This is a genomic window from Methylocaldum gracile, from assembly GCF_053646815.1.
In genome coordinates, this window is the sequence record NZ_CM132196.1 from 1,155,180 (window position 1) to 1,172,602 (window position 17,423).

The 17,423-nt window shown below is 57.3% G+C and carries 12 protein-coding genes; 6 read left to right on the forward strand and 6 right to left on the reverse strand.

Annotated elements, in window-relative coordinates; genetic code table 11:
* Positions 1-341 precede the first annotated feature (341 nt).
* From ACWJJK_RS05120 to ACWJJK_RS05130, 3 genes are all read left to right on the forward strand, one after another.
* Positions 342-2,327 carry a cation:proton antiporter domain-containing protein gene (locus tag ACWJJK_RS05120; RefSeq protein WP_205780700.1) on the forward strand — a complete coding sequence of 662 codons (1,986 nt, stop codon included), beginning with the start codon at positions 342-344 and terminating at the stop codon, positions 2,325-2,327.
* A 633-nt stretch (positions 2,328-2,960) separates the two neighbouring features.
* Positions 2,961-3,329, forward strand: coding sequence for a translation initiation factor Sui1 (locus ACWJJK_RS05125; RefSeq protein ID WP_086134285.1), 369 nt, complete (start codon positions 2,961-2,963; stop codon positions 3,327-3,329).
* Positions 3,330-3,721: 392 nt separating this feature from the next.
* Positions 3,722-4,024: a DUF5658 family protein gene (locus ACWJJK_RS05130; protein WP_086134286.1), complete on the forward strand. Its 303-nt coding sequence runs from the start codon at positions 3,722-3,724 to the stop codon at positions 4,022-4,024.
* A gap of 73 nt (positions 4,025-4,097) precedes the next feature.
* On the opposite strand, the gene ACWJJK_RS05135 is transcribed toward ACWJJK_RS05130, so the two are convergent.
* The 3 genes from ACWJJK_RS05135 to ACWJJK_RS05145 form a co-directional block, all read right to left on the reverse strand.
* Positions 4,098-7,874, reverse strand: coding sequence for a PAS domain S-box protein (locus ACWJJK_RS05135; RefSeq protein ID WP_156880687.1), 3,777 nt, complete (start codon positions 7,872-7,874; stop codon positions 4,098-4,100).
* Positions 7,875-8,868: 994 nt separating this feature from the next.
* Positions 8,869-9,444 carry an RNA polymerase sigma factor RpoE gene (gene rpoE, locus ACWJJK_RS05140; RefSeq protein ID WP_077729405.1) on the reverse strand — a complete coding sequence of 192 codons (576 nt, stop codon included), beginning with the start codon at positions 9,442-9,444 and terminating at the stop codon, positions 8,869-8,871.
* A gap of 387 nt (positions 9,445-9,831) precedes the next feature.
* Positions 9,832-11,400 (reverse strand): lytic transglycosylase domain-containing protein, encoded by a 1,569-nt coding sequence (locus ACWJJK_RS05145; protein ID WP_156880688.1) that lies wholly within the window; start codon positions 11,398-11,400, stop codon positions 9,832-9,834.
* Positions 11,401-11,778: 378 nt separating this feature from the next.
* Between ACWJJK_RS05145 and ACWJJK_RS05150 the strand changes: the two genes are divergently transcribed.
* A complete protein-coding gene (locus ACWJJK_RS05150) occupies positions 11,779-12,390 on the forward strand; it encodes a hypothetical protein (RefSeq protein WP_205781060.1) in 612 nt (203 codons plus the stop codon).
* A gap of 105 nt (positions 12,391-12,495) precedes the next feature.
* Entirely contained in the window at positions 12,496-13,467 is a 972-nt protein-coding gene (locus ACWJJK_RS05155; protein WP_077729413.1) for a polyprenyl synthetase family protein, read from the forward strand.
* A 35-nt stretch (positions 13,468-13,502) separates the two neighbouring features.
* Here ACWJJK_RS05155 and ACWJJK_RS05160 read toward each other — a convergent pair whose 3' ends face one another.
* Positions 13,503-14,204: a class I SAM-dependent methyltransferase gene (locus ACWJJK_RS05160; protein ID WP_077729492.1), complete on the reverse strand. Its 702-nt coding sequence runs from the start codon at positions 14,202-14,204 to the stop codon at positions 13,503-13,505.
* Between the two features lie 347 nt (positions 14,205-14,551).
* Here ACWJJK_RS05160 and ACWJJK_RS05165 point away from each other — a divergent pair, with 347 nt between their 5' ends.
* The gene (locus tag ACWJJK_RS05165; protein WP_156880689.1) at positions 14,552-16,177 is read left to right on the forward strand and encodes a DHA2 family efflux MFS transporter permease subunit; all 1,626 of its coding nucleotides are present in this window, start codon (positions 14,552-14,554) and stop codon (positions 16,175-16,177) included.
* Positions 16,178-16,661: 484 nt separating this feature from the next.
* Here the strand turns inward: ACWJJK_RS05165 and ACWJJK_RS05170 are convergent, their stop codons facing one another.
* Together ACWJJK_RS05170 and ACWJJK_RS05175 are read right to left on the reverse strand one after the other, a co-directional pair.
* Positions 16,662-17,066, reverse strand: coding sequence for a CBS domain-containing protein (locus ACWJJK_RS05170; protein WP_077729415.1), 405 nt, complete (start codon positions 17,064-17,066; stop codon positions 16,662-16,664).
* On the reverse strand, positions 17,066-17,416 hold the full coding sequence (locus ACWJJK_RS05175) for a P-II family nitrogen regulator (RefSeq protein WP_077729416.1): 351 nt from the start codon (positions 17,414-17,416) through the stop codon (positions 17,066-17,068). Before ACWJJK_RS05175 ends, ACWJJK_RS05170 begins: the two co-directional genes overlap by 1 nt.
* Positions 17,417-17,423: the final 7 nt, after the last annotated feature.

The following is a 17,423-nucleotide window of genomic DNA, read 5'->3' on the forward strand; positions in this document are numbered from 1 at the left end:
GTTTGGGGCGGGAAGGGACTAGTTCGGTAAATGTGTTCGTCTCCCGTGGTCTGCTCGACGGCTCTTGCAGGCACTTCGCCGATTTTTGCGGATCGTCGCACGAGTACCTGTCACTTTTCGGTACACTAACCCAGTCGTGATGTCCTGGCCCCGAGGATGGCATCGCAACCAACCCCGTGCGAGCTCCAAGCAGTAGCCGTTCCGAACGGTTCGGCAGATGGAGCGGGGTATCGCCGCCGCAGGTCGAATTTTTCAGACCGCGTGAAAGTTCCCCTTGCGCGATGACTGGCATGAGGCTAATCCGTTGATCGCCTATATCCCCACATATGCACAGTCTGAGTTTGCTTGAAAATATCGCCGCTACGCTGAGCTTCGCGTTTCTGGGCGGGCTGATCGTTCAACGCATAGGCCTGCCGCCCATCGTGGGTTATTTGTTGGCGGGCGTCGTCATTGGTCCTTTTACGCCAGGGTATTTAGCCGATCCCGAAACCATCAACCAATTGGCCGAATTGGGCATCGTCTTTCTGATGTTCGGCGTGGGCCTTCATTTTTCCTTCGCGGATCTGTGGAAAGTGCGCGACATCGCCGTCGTGGGCACGCTGGGGCAAATGCTGACCATGCTGGCTTTGGGGTTCGGACTCAGCCAGCTCTGGGGCTGGACGCCCATGGCGGGGTTGGTGTTGGGTTTCGTGCTGTCCATCGCCAGCACCATCGTCATGCTGCGCGGTTTCATGGACCGCGGCTGGCTGAATACCCCGGACGGACAGGTCGCCGTCGGCTGGCGGGTCATGGAGGACATCGCCACCGTTCTGATCATCATGATCATGCCTAACCTGGCTGACACCGGAGAATCCATAAATTGGAACACCCTCGGCCTGGCTTTGCTGTCCGCTTTAGGCTTTCTCGTGTTCATGTTGTTCGTGGGCACGCGCTTCATTCCCTGGCTGTTGCTGCGGGTGGCCCATACCCGCTCCCGTGAACTCTTCGTTTTGGCCATCCTGGCGATCTCTTTGGGAATTGCCCTGGGCGCCTCGCAGTTGTTCGGCGTTTCGTTGGCATTGGGCGCTTTCGTCGCGGGCGCGGTGGTCAGCGAATCGCCGCTCAGTCATCGCATCACATCCGATCTGCTGCCGTTCCGGGAGGCCTTTTCCGTCCTGTTCTTCGTATCCGTCGGCATGCTTCTGGATCCGGGCTTTCTGGTGCAGCACCTCGAACCGGTCCTCATTCTCACCGGTCTGGTGGTCATCGGAAAGTTCATCGTCTCGGGGCTTTGGGTCTTGCCGTTCCCTCGACCGGCCCGCACCGCTCTCGTCGTGGCGGCGGGCTCGTGTCAGATCGGCGAATTTTCCTTCATTCTGGATCAGACCGGGCTGCGCCTAGGGTTTCTCGACGAGGGGCAACATTCGACGATTCTGGCGGCTGCATTGCTATCCATCGTCGTCAATCCGCTCATGCTGCACGCAGTCGACCCGCTGCAGCGCAGTTTGCGGGCCATCCGGCCACTGTGGCGATGGCTGAATCGGCACGGCTCGACGCAGACGCCGGTGGAGGATTCCGTGGCCGACCATGTGGTGGTGGTCGGCTACGGGCGGGTCGGTTCGCACATCGTCGATATCATGGGCGAACTGGGGATTCCTTATTTGGTGATCGATTCCCGCATCCACCGGATCGAACGGTTGTCGAAAAGGGGCATTCCCACGCTTTTGGGCGATACCGCCAATTCCGACATTCTGACTCACGCCGCGCTGCACCGGGCCCGTCTGCTCGTGGTGACCTTGTCCGAGGAAGCCGCCACCGAACTGACGGTTGCGGCAGCCCGGGACATCGCCCCGGACCTTCCGATCATCGCTCGCGCCGCAACCCGGGCCGGCGTTAAACGGCTTTCCGACTTGGGTGCGCAACTGGTGATCCATCCGGAGCTCGAAGGCAGTTTGCAGGTGATCCGGCACACCTTGTTGCAGCTGGGGTTTCCGTTGCATGAAGTGCGGCATTACGCGGACACGGTTCGGCGCGAGCACTACGATGCGCTGGTCAAGGCACATGGCGAGCACGCGCTGCTGAGAGACTTGCTCGATGCCCACGAGTTGATCGACATTTCCTGGCGAAAAATACCCGCGGAAAGCCCAATGGTAGGGCAGACACTGGGCGAAGCTGCGTTCCGGGCGCGCACCGGCGCAAACGTGGTGGCCATCAAACGCAAGAACGAACTCGTGGTGAACCCGTCCACCCAGACCGTATTTCTTCCGGGGGACCGCATCGGCCTGCTCGGAAATCCTGAGCAGATCGAGGCTGTCGAGCGGTTATTGGCTGCGCATCAGCAAGCTTGAATCGATGTGAGGTAAGCCGGAAAAAGAGGACATCAAAGTTTCAAACTATGCGATGGAAGTGTTGAATGCAAAAGTTACCGAAAGGAACGTATACCAAAGAACCCGCGAACAGGCGGTGAAATTGGTGTTAGGAGAAGGGTTATTGTTGCGAGAGGCCGGCGTGCGGCTTTTTTGACTATCCACAGATTCCGTGGACAACCTTGTGGATAAGTGTGGGGGTAAAACGGACGGGACCTGATCTCACGGGGCTTTAAGTTAGCCTGGCTAGGTTTTTTTCAGGTCCTGGTTTCGCAGCAAGATAAAACGTAAGTAGTTGATTCTGAGGTTTTAATTTATTACGAAATAATGAATTAATAATTTACGGGGAGCAGTGATAAGTCGCCGCTTGCTGAAGTTCCTGTCAAGTCTTGACAGTGGATAAACTTTCAAGCTGGTATCCCGAACGGAACTACATGCATCAGAAAAGCGCCGCCGCAGCCGTTGGCCAAAAACGCCCGGGCGCGGTTGACGAATTCCGCACTTTGCCGGAAAGTTGTTCTCTGGGTCGCGGCGGGTAAGGGAAATGCCTATTGGTCGCTAGTCGGAAATGAGTTGCCCTAGCGTCCGAGCATTCGGTCATAATCGAATAACACTATGAGTTCACGAAAACACCCGGCAAACGGCGGTCTCGTATATTCCACCGAATTTGGACGGATGTGCCCGGCCTGTCGCAAACCCGTCGCCGAATGCCGTTGCAAGAAAGACCCGCCGGCACCGAAATCGGACGGCATCGTGCGGGTGCGCCTGGAAACCAAGGGACGCAAAGGCAAGGGCGTGACGGTAATCACGGGGGTTCCGCTGGACGCCACGGGTCTTGAAAACTTGGGCAAACAGCTCAAGCAGCGCTGCGGTTCCGGCGGGACCGTCAAGGACGGCGTCATCGAGATTCAGGGAGACCATCGCGAACGGGTCGTAGAAGACCTGTCCAAACAGGGCTGGGCCGTCAAGCGGTCGGGTGGCTGAATCAATCACCGTCTCGGTCGATGAATATCCGCCAATGCACCAATTTAATGCTATTAGCATTCGATGATATTCTTCTGCTATGCTCTACTTCTAAGCCCTATTTCTCACATTTCGCCGCAGCCAGGGCATCGTACGGACCGCGCGGCAGGAGAAGAGAGAAATGCGGGCTAATATTGTCGGGAGGCAGACCCGCGATTCTTGATGCGTTTTCCGCCATCAATTTATCCCGCCTTATGGAACACGACTTGCATTAATCGGGACAGAAAGGGTCGAAGGCATAACGCCTGTCATTTTTCCATACTGGAAGAGACGATATTTCGCCGTTGGATGATCTTTTGGTGCGTGGCAATGCCGAGGACCGGCATTCCGTGTCGAAACTTTGGAGCCGTTGTATGTACGCCATATTGATAATCCTGTTCGCACTCTTGCAAGTCGCAGATGGAATAGTGACTTACTTCGGGCTGAGCTTTTCCGGTTTGGAAGAAGCGAATCCTGTTCTCAATTTTTCCGCCGAACTGGTGGGGCTCGGATATTCGATCGTCCTGATCAAGGCCGCGGGCCTAGCGTTCATCGCGTTTTTATTCAGCGACCGGCATAAGGCGAGAAGCCGCTGGATCAAGGCGACCCTGACCTCGTCCGTTGCCTTTTACAGCTGGGTCGTGACGAACAATGTGATGTTGGTTATCGAGGCGTAGTACTGACGGCAGCCGCTTAACGTCCCCAAGCCGAGAGTCCTTGAGGGACGTCCTGCTCTGCGGCAGCCGGCCATCAAGCGCTCTGTACGTTACACGCCGGCTTCGCTTCCGTCTCCGCTTTGCAGTCGCCGAGCGGCAGCCGCACGATGAATTCGCTGCCCTTGCCGGGGCCTTCGCTTTTTACCTCCACCCGCCCTCCGTGCAATTCCGCGATCTTCTGTACGATGGTCAATCCGAGACCCAACCCGCCCTGAGCGCGATCCAGCGTCCGTTCCGATTGGGTGAACACGTCGAAAAGATGCGGCAGCAGCGCGCTGGGGATACCTTCGCCGTTGTCGCGCACCGAAATCGCGACCTCGTTACCCGTATGATCCACGCCGAGCCAGATCCGTCCCCCCGCGGGGGTATATTTGTTGGCATTATCCAGCAAGTTCGAAACCATTTGCGTCAAGCGCACCGGATCGGCCTCGAACCATAAGGGATATTTCGGCAGGGCCGCGGTAAGCAGATGGCGGCGGGCATCGAGCTGCGGTTTAGTGGCCTCCATGGTTTGATGAAGAAGGGCGGTGAGATCCACCGGCGTTTTCTGAAGCTTCAATTTGCCCTGAACGATCCGTGAGACATCCAGAAGGTCGTCCACCAGCCGGGTCAGGTGATCCACTTGCCGGTTGATGACTTCCTGCGCCCATTGCATCCTCGGGTTCGGCGGGGCGAACTTGCGTATCAAATGAGCCGCGTTGCGGATCGGGGCGAGCGGATTTCTCAGCTCATGGCCCAGCATGGCGATGAATTCATTCTTGCGAAGATCGGCCTCTTTGAGAGCGGTCTCGGTCTGGGCTCGTTCGATAATATCCGCGGTTTGACGCGCCAACAGGTCGAGCAGGCGCAATGCCCGCTCGTCCGGCCAGTGGGGTGTTCCGTAGTGGGTCGAAAGCACGCCGAACAATCGGCCGCCGCGGCTCAGCAGTGGGGTGCAGTGGATCGCGCGTACCCCTGCGTTCAGGATCTCCTGAAGCTCCCGCGCGTCGTTAAAGATAAGACTTCGGGTAACGTCCTCCACGATCACGCGCTTTCCCCATTCCATCGTAGCGCCCCAGGGCCCCGGCCCGGCATGGGCACTTTGCCAGAAATCGACGTAGGCCGGCCCGAAGCCTCGCTGAGCAACGATCCGGAGAGAGCCGGACGGCATGTCGACCAGTTGAATGTGGCCGCGATCTGCGCCTGCGATGGCCATGGCCGTTTCCACGATCTGATCGAGTACAACCGGCAGCCCGTCCTCCCGTACGAAGAGCGCACCGACCGCTTGCAGTCTCGTCATGGCCTCCAAATCGGCCGCCAAGCGGTCGTTCGCTGCCGCCAATGCCTGCTGGGCCTGTTTACGCTCGGTAATGTCGTGGCTCACCGTCGCGAATCCCACCGGTTCGCCGTTCGTATCCCGGATATAGAACACGTTGCAAACCATCCAAAGCGTAGCGCCGGTTTTAAAATGGCGAAAGCGGATCTCCACCTCGGCACGGCCTTCACGCAGCACGCGCGGGAAGAATTCTTCATAAACGAATTCTTGGTCTTCCGGAAAGACGAACTCCTTCACCGGCGTTCGGCACGCCTGCTCCAGGCTATCCAGTCCAACCAGGCGCCGACCGGCCTCGTTGACGTAGAACGGCTGGAAGTCCAGGTCGCACATGCCGATAAATTCCGTGCTCTGATCGGCGAAGGAAACAAATTTCTGGCGTTCGATCTCGATCTGCTTGCGTTCGGTGATGTCCAGGAAAGTGGCCGTGGCGCCCTGCACGCGGCCGGTGTTGTCATATAGCGGTGCGGCCGCGCTCAGGACGAACCGGCGTGTGCCGTCGGCGCGGACTATTTCCAGTTCCACGTCCTCCACGACTTCGCCCGTCTTCAAGACTCGGCACATGGGGAGATCCTGAGCGGGAACCTCCCGTCCGTTGTTGAAGAAACGGTAAAGAGCGGCGCCGTTCGTGTCCGGCACGGCCGATAAATTTTCGCCTTCCGGTACGCCCAGCAATTGATGCGCCTGAACGTTGCCCGTGATCAGCCGGCACTCCGGGTCATGGGCGACGCAGATGGCGACTCGCGCCGTCTGCATGATGGCCCGCATCTGGACGTTGGCTGCGAGTGCTCGGGCTTCACTGGCTCGCAGGGCTTCCTCGGTCCGTACCAAATCGTCGATATCCGTGAGCGAACCGGTCCAGCGGACGATTTTCCCATCGGCATCGCGATCCGGCAGGGCGCGGGCGATAAACCACCTGTACGAGCCGTCGGCCGACCTCAGACGATACTGGCTCTCGAACGACGTGCCGGTTCGTGCCGCTTTGTTCCACCGGGCCAAAACCTTCGCGATATCGTCGGGATGCAGCGCCGATAGCCAGCCTTGCCCCGCGCTCTGTTCCGGGGACAGTCCGGTATAAGAGCACCATTGCTCGCTTACGAAGGTATTGTTGCCTTCCGCGTCGCTTTCCAACGTAAGGCTCGGGACGGCCTGCACGATCGTGCGGAAACGCGCTTCGCTTGCCCGCAGAGAACGCCGGTCGAGAACCCGCTGCATGGCTATCGCCACCTGGTCGGTGACCGATTTCATCAGATTCAGTTCTTCGGCGGTAAATACTGGGCGGGTCTTGGTGCCGAATGACAGGATTCCGATGACGCGTCCCTGTACCAGCAGAGGATGGCAGGCGTAGGCTTGAATACCGTAGCTTCGGACACGGGCAGCACATAGTCCGCCGTGATGACGAACGTTTTCGGCGGCAACATATTCACCGTCGCCCGCGAAGCAGCCGCAGGCGATCACGTTGCAATCGAGCCACTCGAGATCGCGAATCTCCTCGGCCGACAAGCCGGCGGAAGCATTCAGGCGGAATCGTCCTTTGGCGTCGTCGAGCAGAAAATTGAAAAAGCATTCGCAGCCGAGTTGGCGCATTACGGCGAGGCAAAGATCCTCGATAATCGTATGCGGCTCATCGGTAGCCAACAGCCTCGCCGACGTTTCGGCTAGCAGCTTGAACCGCCGTTCGCTCGCTGCCAGCGTCTGTTCGGCCTGTTTACGCTCGGTAATGTCTATGTTGCTTCCGGCCATATGGACCGGACGGCCTTCGGCATCGTAGCGGATTGTGGCTCGCAGTTCGATCCAGCGGACGGTGAAGTCATTTTGGCGGATGATGCGGAATTCGCTGCTGAAGTCCGGCGCTTGCCGCGCGAACGCCGTCTCTATACCCGACTTCAAGGTATCCTGATCGCCCGGATGTACCAAATTCAGCCAGGCATCGGTGGAGTGTTCGAACGCTTCGGGCGCGATACCGTAAATCTGGTACCACTGCGGCGACATACGGTGACGAGCGTCTTGGCTTAGATCGGCCTCAAAGCTCGCTACCTGGACGATCTTTTGCGACAGCTGGAGGAGTTGATCGCGTTCGTATAGCGCAGCCTCGAGGGGCTGCCGCTCGGCCAAGGCTCGATTGAGCAGCGACTGGCGCTCCAATGCGGCCCTGAACGCGCGCCGTTCGGCTTTGCGCAGGCGCGAAATCCCAAAGCTCAGTACTGTGCCTACTCCAAAAAGTAGTCCCAATCGCAGGGCTTCGGCGGGGTTCAGGATGTCGATAGAATCGGTCAGAATGACCAGGAGCGGAACGCTAGCCCCCATGCTCAGCGCGGTAGCCGCGAACCCCGCGCTCATTCCGCCATGCCATGCCGCGAACATTATTGCGACCAAGAACAGGGACAACGGTGGCGGTGGATCGAGAATGGCTCCCAGTGCAAGAATTATGGCGCTGACACAGGCCGTCGCTCCGATCGCAACCGAATATCCGTTTCCCAGCAATCGCTTTACGTTCACTCCGTTGTTCCCTCATATGACGTCAGGTCACGGGTTCACAAATGGTTAGTGTACTGCGGGTTGCGGGAAGGGGTGAAGGTTTTGTCGAGAGGCGGCTAACCGAACGAACGGACGCCCCTCGGACGGGCGGAATATCAAGAGCGGTTAGCTACGGAGAGCGGTGCCGGGCAGGGCATCAGGAAAAGGAGAATTATAAGAATTTTGCCGAAAGCCCCATTGCGGCTGAGACTTACCGCATTAGATGAGATAACTGGACCAGACCGCCTCCTCCTCTTGACCGACTCTCGGCTGGCCTTTGGCCGATGTCTTTTTCTTTAGTATTTTTCTGGTCCAGTTATCTTGGAGCATCCTGTTCCTGCGAGATCCGCAATCCTTTCGCTATGTCCTAAATCCTATCGAATCGTCCATGGTTCGGCCTCGAATCGTTCAACCCGTACTCCTATCCTTAGCCAGGCTTAGGGGTAGGCTGTTACATTCGAGTGACGCGTATTTAAGCGTGTTGCGCCTGATCAAGACATCCGCAAGTCTACGTATGGACACCGGTGTTCCGAAAAAGCCGTCGGTTTGGAATTGCCTGGGCCGTTCATGCGTCCATAGGCACTTTTGCGTATTTCCGAAAGAGCTCGGACGCTGTTCAATGACAACTACTCTGCAATCACCAAGGGCGCTTTCCCCCGAGGCGCCCGTGGCAGTCGTCGAGTGGAATCAGGGATGATTCGATCAGTGTCAGGACAAGCGAAAGGAACCGGGATGTCGCATGGAAAAGGATGTTCCGAGAGTAATGATGGCTGGGCGCTGGTGTCGAGTCACCCGGAAATGCGGAATTTGTCGCCGAAACAGCGGATGTTTAGGTCCAGTCGTCAAGACTCTCCCTCGAACCTCACGCTTCGGTTATTCTGTTTTATCGCATCTCGATCCCGGCCGATAGAACATCCTTTTAATCCAGCCAGGACGGAGGAGGGATCGCGTCGTCCTTGGCGCGTCGTCCGATGCCTCAATGTAAAAATTCGATTTGCTTGTCGAGGAATTCCCGCGCCCGGAAGATGCGCGAGCGGACCGTTCCGACCGGGCATTGCATGACCTGGGCAATTTCGTCGTAGCTCAGCCCGTCGAATTCCCGCAACTGGATAGCAGTCCGCAACTCCCCCGGAAGTTTGTCGAGCGCCTGCTGAATGGTTAGCGCAAGTTCCTCGGTTAATACCAAGCCTTCCGGAGTTTCCTGGTCTTTCAGTCGAACGGCGGATTCGAACTGCTCGGCCTCTTCGACATCGAGTTCGTCTTCCGACGGGCGGCGCAGCCGCATCGCCAGGTGATTCTTGGCGGTGTTGATGGCGATTCGATAGAGCCAGGTATAGAACGCGCTGTCACCGCGGAATCTCGGGAGCGCAAGGTAGGCCTTGATAAAGGCTTCCTGCGCGACATCCCACGATTCGTGAGGGTCCTTGATATAACGGCCTATCAGTTGCAAGAGCTTGGCCTGGTACTTGCGCACCAGACGATCGAAAGCACTCCGGTCTCCCTGTTGGACTCGATGTACCAATTCCTGATCGTCGATATAAACAGTAGCCATGAAGATCCTCCTTGGAAAGATTCTGTCGGATCCCATAACGGCTTCAGTGTTCGAGCTCATCAAGACCGTCCTGTCCAAAAAACCCTTCCGCTCAGCAGTTATACCGATTTTTACCGTTATCTTCCTGTTATCATTCGGCCATGGATATAGCCGCACAACAAAAAGCTTATATCGTTAAAAGGCAAATAGTGCCGCTACAGCAGCGAGTTACACCAGCCGTTAGGTGTTCCGACGTTAAATAAGAATTGGTTTATGGTCTTATTAAACACTCGGCATTTGTTGTAAAAAAGTCGTAAAACTTCGCACGAATATCTACGGATCAAATCTCTTCGCCTTTAACCGTTTTCCCGGTTCGTTGCCTGAAAAGACCTCGAAGCCCTTCAAATGTCAGCTGGATTTCATCGGAATGCGCAGTCGTTGACCTGGCCGAAGCACCGTCCCTTGCGTGATCGCGTTCATCGTCAGCAATTTGCGAAGTCCAACGCCGTATTTTGCCGCGATCAGACGCGGAGATTCGCCACGGCGAACCACATGTACCCGGTGCCCTTGTTTCGACAGCTTTGCGGACTTGGCTTTCTGCGCGACGGCTTTTCCGCGCCCGGAGCCCTTTACGATATCCTCTGCCGGGACCGGTGCCGGCGTCGTGAGCAAACGCGATGACATCATCACCGGCTCCTCTCCGACATCGATCAGCGAGGCAGTGACGATGCGTCTGTTGGACTGAGCGTCATCGCCGGCCACCAGCACGGGTTGTTCATAGGCCGAAATGCCCGGGGTGCGCTCCAAGGTCCCTTGAGGAAGCCAAACGTCGATGCCCGCGGGGAGCAGGGTGCGCCCCTTGATCGCGGATGTTGTCCAAGCGGGGTTGAGCTCGGCAAGCGTGTCGCGTTCCAGGCCGTGGAGTCTCGCCAGATGAGTGACCGGAAGGGAGCCGGTTAGACGGACGAGATCGTGCTTGAGAGGCGGTTGGAAGAATACGCCCGCCGGGAAATAATTCGGCAGATTCTGGATGATCGACCGCACGGCAAGGAATTCGGCATAAAAATTCCGTGACGCGAAACCGAAGGTCGAACCTTGGTAATAGCGGACGATCCGAGCGAGGTTCGGTCCGAATTCGTCTCTGGCGCGCGCCATTCCGCCTATGCCGTGGTTGTACGAGGTGATCGCCAGTCCCCAGTCGCCGAGCACTTCATAGGCGTGGGCCAGGTACCGTGCGGCGCCGCGCGTGGCAAACACCGGATCATAGCGCTCGTCGACCGCCCGGCTCAGGTGAAGGCAGCGGCGAGCTGTCGCGCGCATGAATTGCCACATCCCGGCGGCTCCCGCCGAGGAATGCGCGTGATTGACGAAAGACGATTCGACATGGGGAAGCAAGGCGAGGTCTTCGGGCAATTCGGCCTCGCGGAATATCCTGCGGAACAGGCGATCGTAGCGGCCGCTGGCTTCGAGTCCCTTTAGAAAGCGTTCCCGCAGCCCGCGTTGACCGCGTACCCGCTGACTTGCTCCGTACACGGCGTTTTCGCCGGCGTGGCTGACCAGGAGATCGAACAGTCGTTGCTGCGTGTCGGTCAAGCTGGCACCGAACCGCACCCGATCTTCCAAGTCCCGAAGTTCATTTTCGAGGGCATGGACGTGCCATTCTACGGACGCTTTATGCTCATGTGTCAGACCCTCGCCATCGACATCCGGCAGCTTGATCACGTCGTAGACCACGCCCAAATGAACGCTGTCGTGGAGTGCAAACTGATTCAGATGCCACACCCCGAAAACCTGGCGCCAGAATTGCACCGCATCCTGCAATCCTACCGGCTCGACAAACGGGGGGCTGCCTTGTTCCTGCACCGCATCCGGATAATGACGGGGTAGAGGAACGGTATTCTCGGCAGTGGATTCGGCAAACACCATCACCAAGATGCCGAGCGTCATCCAAGAGCGAAACGAGGTTTTCGGTTTCATAACGATCCATCTCCATCCGTGAGAAACAGTCGTGCGGGCACGACGGAAAGGTAAAGTCGATGCCTTCTTTTTCGGGTTTCTGGGAAACTGGGGAAGCCCCCCGAAATACCCCGATGTAAGTATCTCTCCGTAGTCAGCTGGGGGCAAGTGATATCCGCAAGCGATTCAAACGGTGCTTTCGGGATCAAGCGTGACGAGGCTATCATCCCGAAATATTCGGCGGAGTGCTTCTACTAGAACCCGGATGGAGGACATGCGTTGACGCCCGATGACTCAGCGAAGCCGGACAGAGGATCCGAATGGTTCGTTCCCCGATTCGGCTCTCCTAAATTTCGGAGAGCGATCGGCCTTCTTTTTCTGCCCTATACGGCGATGGTCATGTCCTTTACCGTGATCGGGTCCGTGCTGGCACCCGATCTCCATTGGGACCGGGTGATCGCCATCGCCTTCATTTACTTCTTGGGTCTCGGAATCGGCGCCCATGCCCTGGATGCGCTGGGCAGCAAGGCGAAAAAGCCATGGGGCGACGTGTTCGGCAAACGGCAGCTGTGGCTCATGGCGGGATGCTCGCTAGCGGCGGCCTATCTGGTTGCAGCCTACTTCATGGTGCGTTTCGTGCCGAATCTGATCTTCATCGCGCTTGTCGAGGGATTCTTCGTCTTTGCCTATAACCTGGAATGGTTCGACGGACGCTACCATACCGACGGATGGTTCGCGTTTTCATGGGGATTTCTGCCGGTTTTGGCGGGATACGTGATGCAAACGAACACTCTCTCCGTCGCCGTGATCGCGGTCGCCTTGTCCATGGCTCTGTTCAGCCTGGTAGAGATCAAGGCATCGCGGCCCTACAAGGCGCTCAAGCAATGCGGCGGCGACCTCGGCGATGCCGATCGGGCCTTGATGATCCGGTACGAGGCGATTTTGAAAAGCATCAGCCTAGGAGTCATTGCGCTGGGCATGGGACTGCTGTTGTTTCGCCTGTTCGATTAGGGCGGTCCTTCTCTGCCGATACCGGGCCGAATATCCCATCGTGCCTGGTCCAAGTTGTGATATGGTCTCCCGAGCGGTTTTCGCCATGTGAGAAGGACTGCGGGCGTGAAGGGATTCAAGGATTATTGCTGCGGGTGTAGGCCGATTCTTGTTGAAGCGATCGATCAGACCTTGCAGGGACTTTTTCAGGGCCTGCATGTCCGTCCCGATGAGGCGCTGAACGATACGTTCCGGGGCGGAAAGATGATCAGAGGTTCCCTCGTGTGCCTGGTGAACGAAAGCCTTGGCGGAAATCCGTCGTCCGCAGTGCCGAGATCCGTGGCGGTGGAGCTTGTTCACGGGGCCACGCTGATCCATGACGATTTCGTGGACCAGGATCGCGCCAGGCGGGGCAAACCTGCTGCCTGGACCTTGGCGGGGGCGCGGAAAGCGGTGCTTTTGGGAGATGTCATCTTCGCTTCCGCCATCGAGATGATGAGCGACTTGAGCCGGGATGATGGTCTGGCGGTGTCGCGTGCGATCGCCCGAATCGCCAAGGGCGCGTTTCAGGAACCCATCGATCCTTCGGAACTGGCTGTTTATCTCCGGGCCGATGCCGTGCCCGAATCCCTCTATGACGCGATCATCGATCTCAAGACCGGCGTGCTTTTCGGCGTTGCCTGCGAACTGGGTGCACTTGCGGCGGGTGCCGAGCGGGATGTCCGAAATGCGTTTTATCGCTATGGTGTTTTGATCGGCGAAGCGTATCAGATCGCCGACGATTTGCAGGAAATCAAGCATCACCTGTCGAGCGGAGTCATCGACGCTCGGGCCATAGCCGCTCTTGCGCCTGCGATAGTCCGCTTCGGCGGGAACCTACAAGCCTCGATTACGCCCCTGTTGACCGGAGAGCGCTCGACGCTGTCGTGCGAACTGTCGAAAAGCTTCGAGGAAGCACGGATGAACATGGAGGAGGAGATGGAACGACGTCTCCAATTATCGTGTCTCGAGGTCTCGGGGCTCGTGCCCGACTCCCGCAAGAGAGTAATGATTCATGACGCTCCACGGGATTTGATCGACATGTTTAACGGGGTTTAACGCATCGGGCTTTGGAGTGAGCGCTCACCGGAATTTCAGCTCGCGGATTTCGTCGCCGTCACCAGGGCCGACGCGCCCCAGGTCAGCGTTTCGACGTTCACCGGGGCGAAGCCGTTCTCGCGCAAAACCTCCGGAAGTTCGGTCAGCCATGCGGTTTGTTTGAGAAATCCGGGCAGTTCGTCGAAAACCGTTTTCCATTCGGGGAAAAATCTGGGTCCCGCCATTTGAAGAATTTTGAAGTAAAACTCCCAGAGCCGAGCGAATATGGGACCGCTGGGATAGGTGAAATCGTGCATGACGAGAACTCCGCCGGGGCGAAGCATGGCCTTGGCGTTTCGAATCAGACTCTCCAGCTCGGCATATTTGGCCAGATAAGAGGATGTAATACAGTCGATCGGGCCATCGACGCGGATGTCTTCGGCTTTTCCGAGCATGAAATCCACATTCCGGAGTTTCAGCGCGCGCGCTTTTTCCTTGGCGATATTCAGATATTCGTCCCGGAGTTCCACGCCCGTGACCCGGCATGCGGGAAAACGGCGGGCGATCTTGAACGTCAGGATGCCGGTCCCGCAGGCCTGGTCGACGATATGCGAAGCGTCTTTAGGAATCGCGTCCACAATCCTCTGTTTCCACCAAAGGTCGAAACCCAGGGTGCAGAGTCTGACGATGGTGTCGTAGCTGGCGCCGGTGCCGGCGAAAAAACGATGGGCCGTGGCTGTTCCGGGATGCGAATCCATGCGACCGACTCCTTGGGCTGCAACAAAGCCCGAAAGTGGATATTTCTCGAAGGCCGAGACTATCACGCGCATTAGGGTTTCGACTACTCCGACATCTATGTCGTCGGAAGCTTCCGACGGCGAATGATTTGGATTCTCATAGAGCGTGTTGCCGCCGAGACAAACCGTTTGCGAATCGTAAAGTTCCCACTTATCCTAAACTGAACCGTTTAGTTTAGGGCGTCGCAACCGTGTTCATTCGTTTTCTGCTTCATCGAACTTCTCCGCTGGTCTTTTTTCAATGCCGATTCGGCGCATCGAAGCGCGGTTCGTCTACCCTGATCAGGACCCGAGTTCGATAGCGCGTCATGGCGGCAAGCGCAGCGGAGAAAATCCGTCTCGACACTGCCGGGAGCGAGCCGGAGCACGTAAGCGAAAGTCCGGAGATCCGGGAAAGAGAGGTCAGCCCGTCCGAATGGATCGGTTTTACCGCCATGATCTTCGGAGTATTCATGGCGGTCCTCGATATTCAGATCGTCGCCAGTTCTCTGGAGCAGATTCAGGCGGGTCTTTCGGCGACGCGGGACGAGATCGGCTGGGTGCAAACCGCCTATCTGGTCGCCGAAGTGGTGATCATTCCCTTGTCCGGGTGGTTGGGCCGGGCCTTATCGACCCGTTATTTGTTCGTTCTCGCCTGCGGCGGCTTCACCTTGATGAGCCTTTGCTGCGCGTTGGCCTGGGATCTTCCCTCGATGGTGGTGTTCCGAGCCTTGCAGGGGTTGTTCGGCGGAGCCATGATCCCGTCGATATTCGCGGTGATCTACACCTTGTTTCCGCCCCGCCTGCAACCGGCGATCACCATCCTGGTGGGGCTGGTGGTTACCGTCGCGCCCACCGCGGGCCCGGTACTCGGCGGCTATCTCACCGAGACGGTATCCTGGAAGGCGCTGTTTCTGATCAATCTCTTGCCCGGCTTGCTGGTCTGCCTAGGAACCTGGCTCTTCCTGCGGATTGACGAGCCCGAATGGGACTTGCTGAATCGGATCGATTTCCGCGGCATTTTGTACATCGTGGTTTTCCTTGGCAGCCTGCAATTCGTGCTGGAAGAGGGGACTCGGAAAGACTGGTTCGAAAGCGGCGAGATCGTGTTTTTCGCTTGTCTTGCCGCGGCGGGCGGCGTCGCCATGTTCTATCGGGAACTGACGCTCGACCATCCTATCGTCGACCTTTGGGCGTTTCGCAACCGCAATTTCGCTGTCGGCTGCGCGTTCAGCTTCATCCTCGGCATCGGCCTCTACACCATGATTTATCTGATCCCGGTGTATCTGGCCGGAGTCAAGGGGCTGAACAGTCTGCAGATCGGTCAATACGTCATGGTGACGGGCTTATTTCAATTCGTATCCGCCTTCTTCGCCGGCCCGTTATCCAAGGTGCTGGATTCGCGCCTGATGCTGGCCGGCGGACTGGCGCTCTACGGAACCGGCGCCTGGATGAACGGCAGTCTGACCGCCGACGCCGGCTATTGGGAATTCTTCTGGCCGCAAGCCGTGGAAGGCTTCGCCTTGATGTTCTGTTTCTTGCCGATCAGCGGTTTGGCCCTCGGTACCTTGCCGCCGGACGAGGTCAAGAACGCTAGCGGGCTGTTCAATCTGATGCGCAATCTGGGCGGAGCTATCGGCATCGCTGTCGCCAGTTCCTTGAAAACGCGCTATATCAAGGAGCATTACGCTGCGTTGCGAGAATCCGTGACCGGGGGTTCGCGGGAGGCAGAAGCCTTGATCGCTAAGCTGCAGGCGCAAATGGCCGGATTTCCCTTGCCGGACAGCGAAAAAGCGGCGCTCAAACAGCTTTCCCGGTGGGTGATACGAGAAGCCGAGGTCATGGCCGCCAACGATTTATTCCATCTGCTGGGGGCTATCTTTTTCGCCTCCCTCTTGTTGATGCCTCTGGTCAGGAAAGTGTCGACGGATCAGGAAACCGGTGGAGGACACTGATCCCGCACCGATTCAACGAAAACCTCTTGGGGAAGGGCAGCAGTAGTCGGCAAGGGATTGCCACCTACGACTAAAATAAACCGGCTCCCGCGATCGGGAGATGTTCTTATCTAAGTCAGCCAAACAAACCTGGTCGCCTGTCCACAGATTTCGTGGACAACCTTGTGGATAAATATGGGGATGAAAGCGGCGGCACCTGATATTTTCGGGCCTTACGTTAGTCTGGCCAGGTTTTTTTCAGGCCCGGTTGTTGGACGGATTAAAATCGTAAACTATTGATTTTGCGAAGATGATTTATTACGAAATGATGAATTGATAATTTACGGTATCGCCTTAACTAAGCGCTGCTTGTTCAAAATCCTGTCAAGTCTTGACAGTGGATAACTTTTCGATGCCGTATCGAAAAAGTATAGCAGTGGCTCAAAAAAGTGCCGTGGCTCACCTTGCCTGATTTGGGCATCGGCGGAACGGACGGAAACGGCCCTCAAACGATCTGATAAAGCCCGTCCAGCACGAGCGTGTTGGGACTTATCATGCCCACGACGTTGCGGCCGTCCAGCACCGGGGCGCGTACGAGATTGTGATTTGCGAACAGGCGTGAGCAGTACCGGATATCCATGTCGGGGTGCACCGAAATCACCGGCTTGCTCATGATTTCGTAGACGTTGACCCGATCGGGCGCGCGATCTTTCGCCAATACGTGCCGAGCAATGTCCCCGGCGGTGATCAAGCCGTATTCGTCGTCATCGTGCCGCTTGTTGACCACCAGCACCGAGGTTCTCATCGATTTCATTTTCTTCAAGGCTTCGCTGATGGTGGCGATGCCGTCGATCGTTCCGAAATCGGTCTTCATAACGTCCCGGACCCGGATAATGGGTTTTTTATCCATCAGAGTTCCTCCTCGACGATGGGGGCTAATTTTTCCATTTGATGCGTGATCCCTACGGCGTCTTCCACATCGATCTGAAGCGCGATTCCGGTGCCGGGCTTTTCGTCGAACTTGCCCGCACGGCCGATGGCTTCCAGGATATGTCGAGTCAGATGCTCCTCTACCAGGAACAACAGCACGTCCCTTTGGCTTTCCAGGCTCAGTCCGAAAAACGTTTTCGTTCGCTTGAGTCCTTCGCCGCGGGCATTGGCGATGACGGTGGCGCCGGTAGCGCCATGTGCACGAGCGGTTTTCAGGATGAGCTCGGTTTTATCGTCTTCCACGAAGGCGATGATCAGTTTGAAGCGCATATGAGGC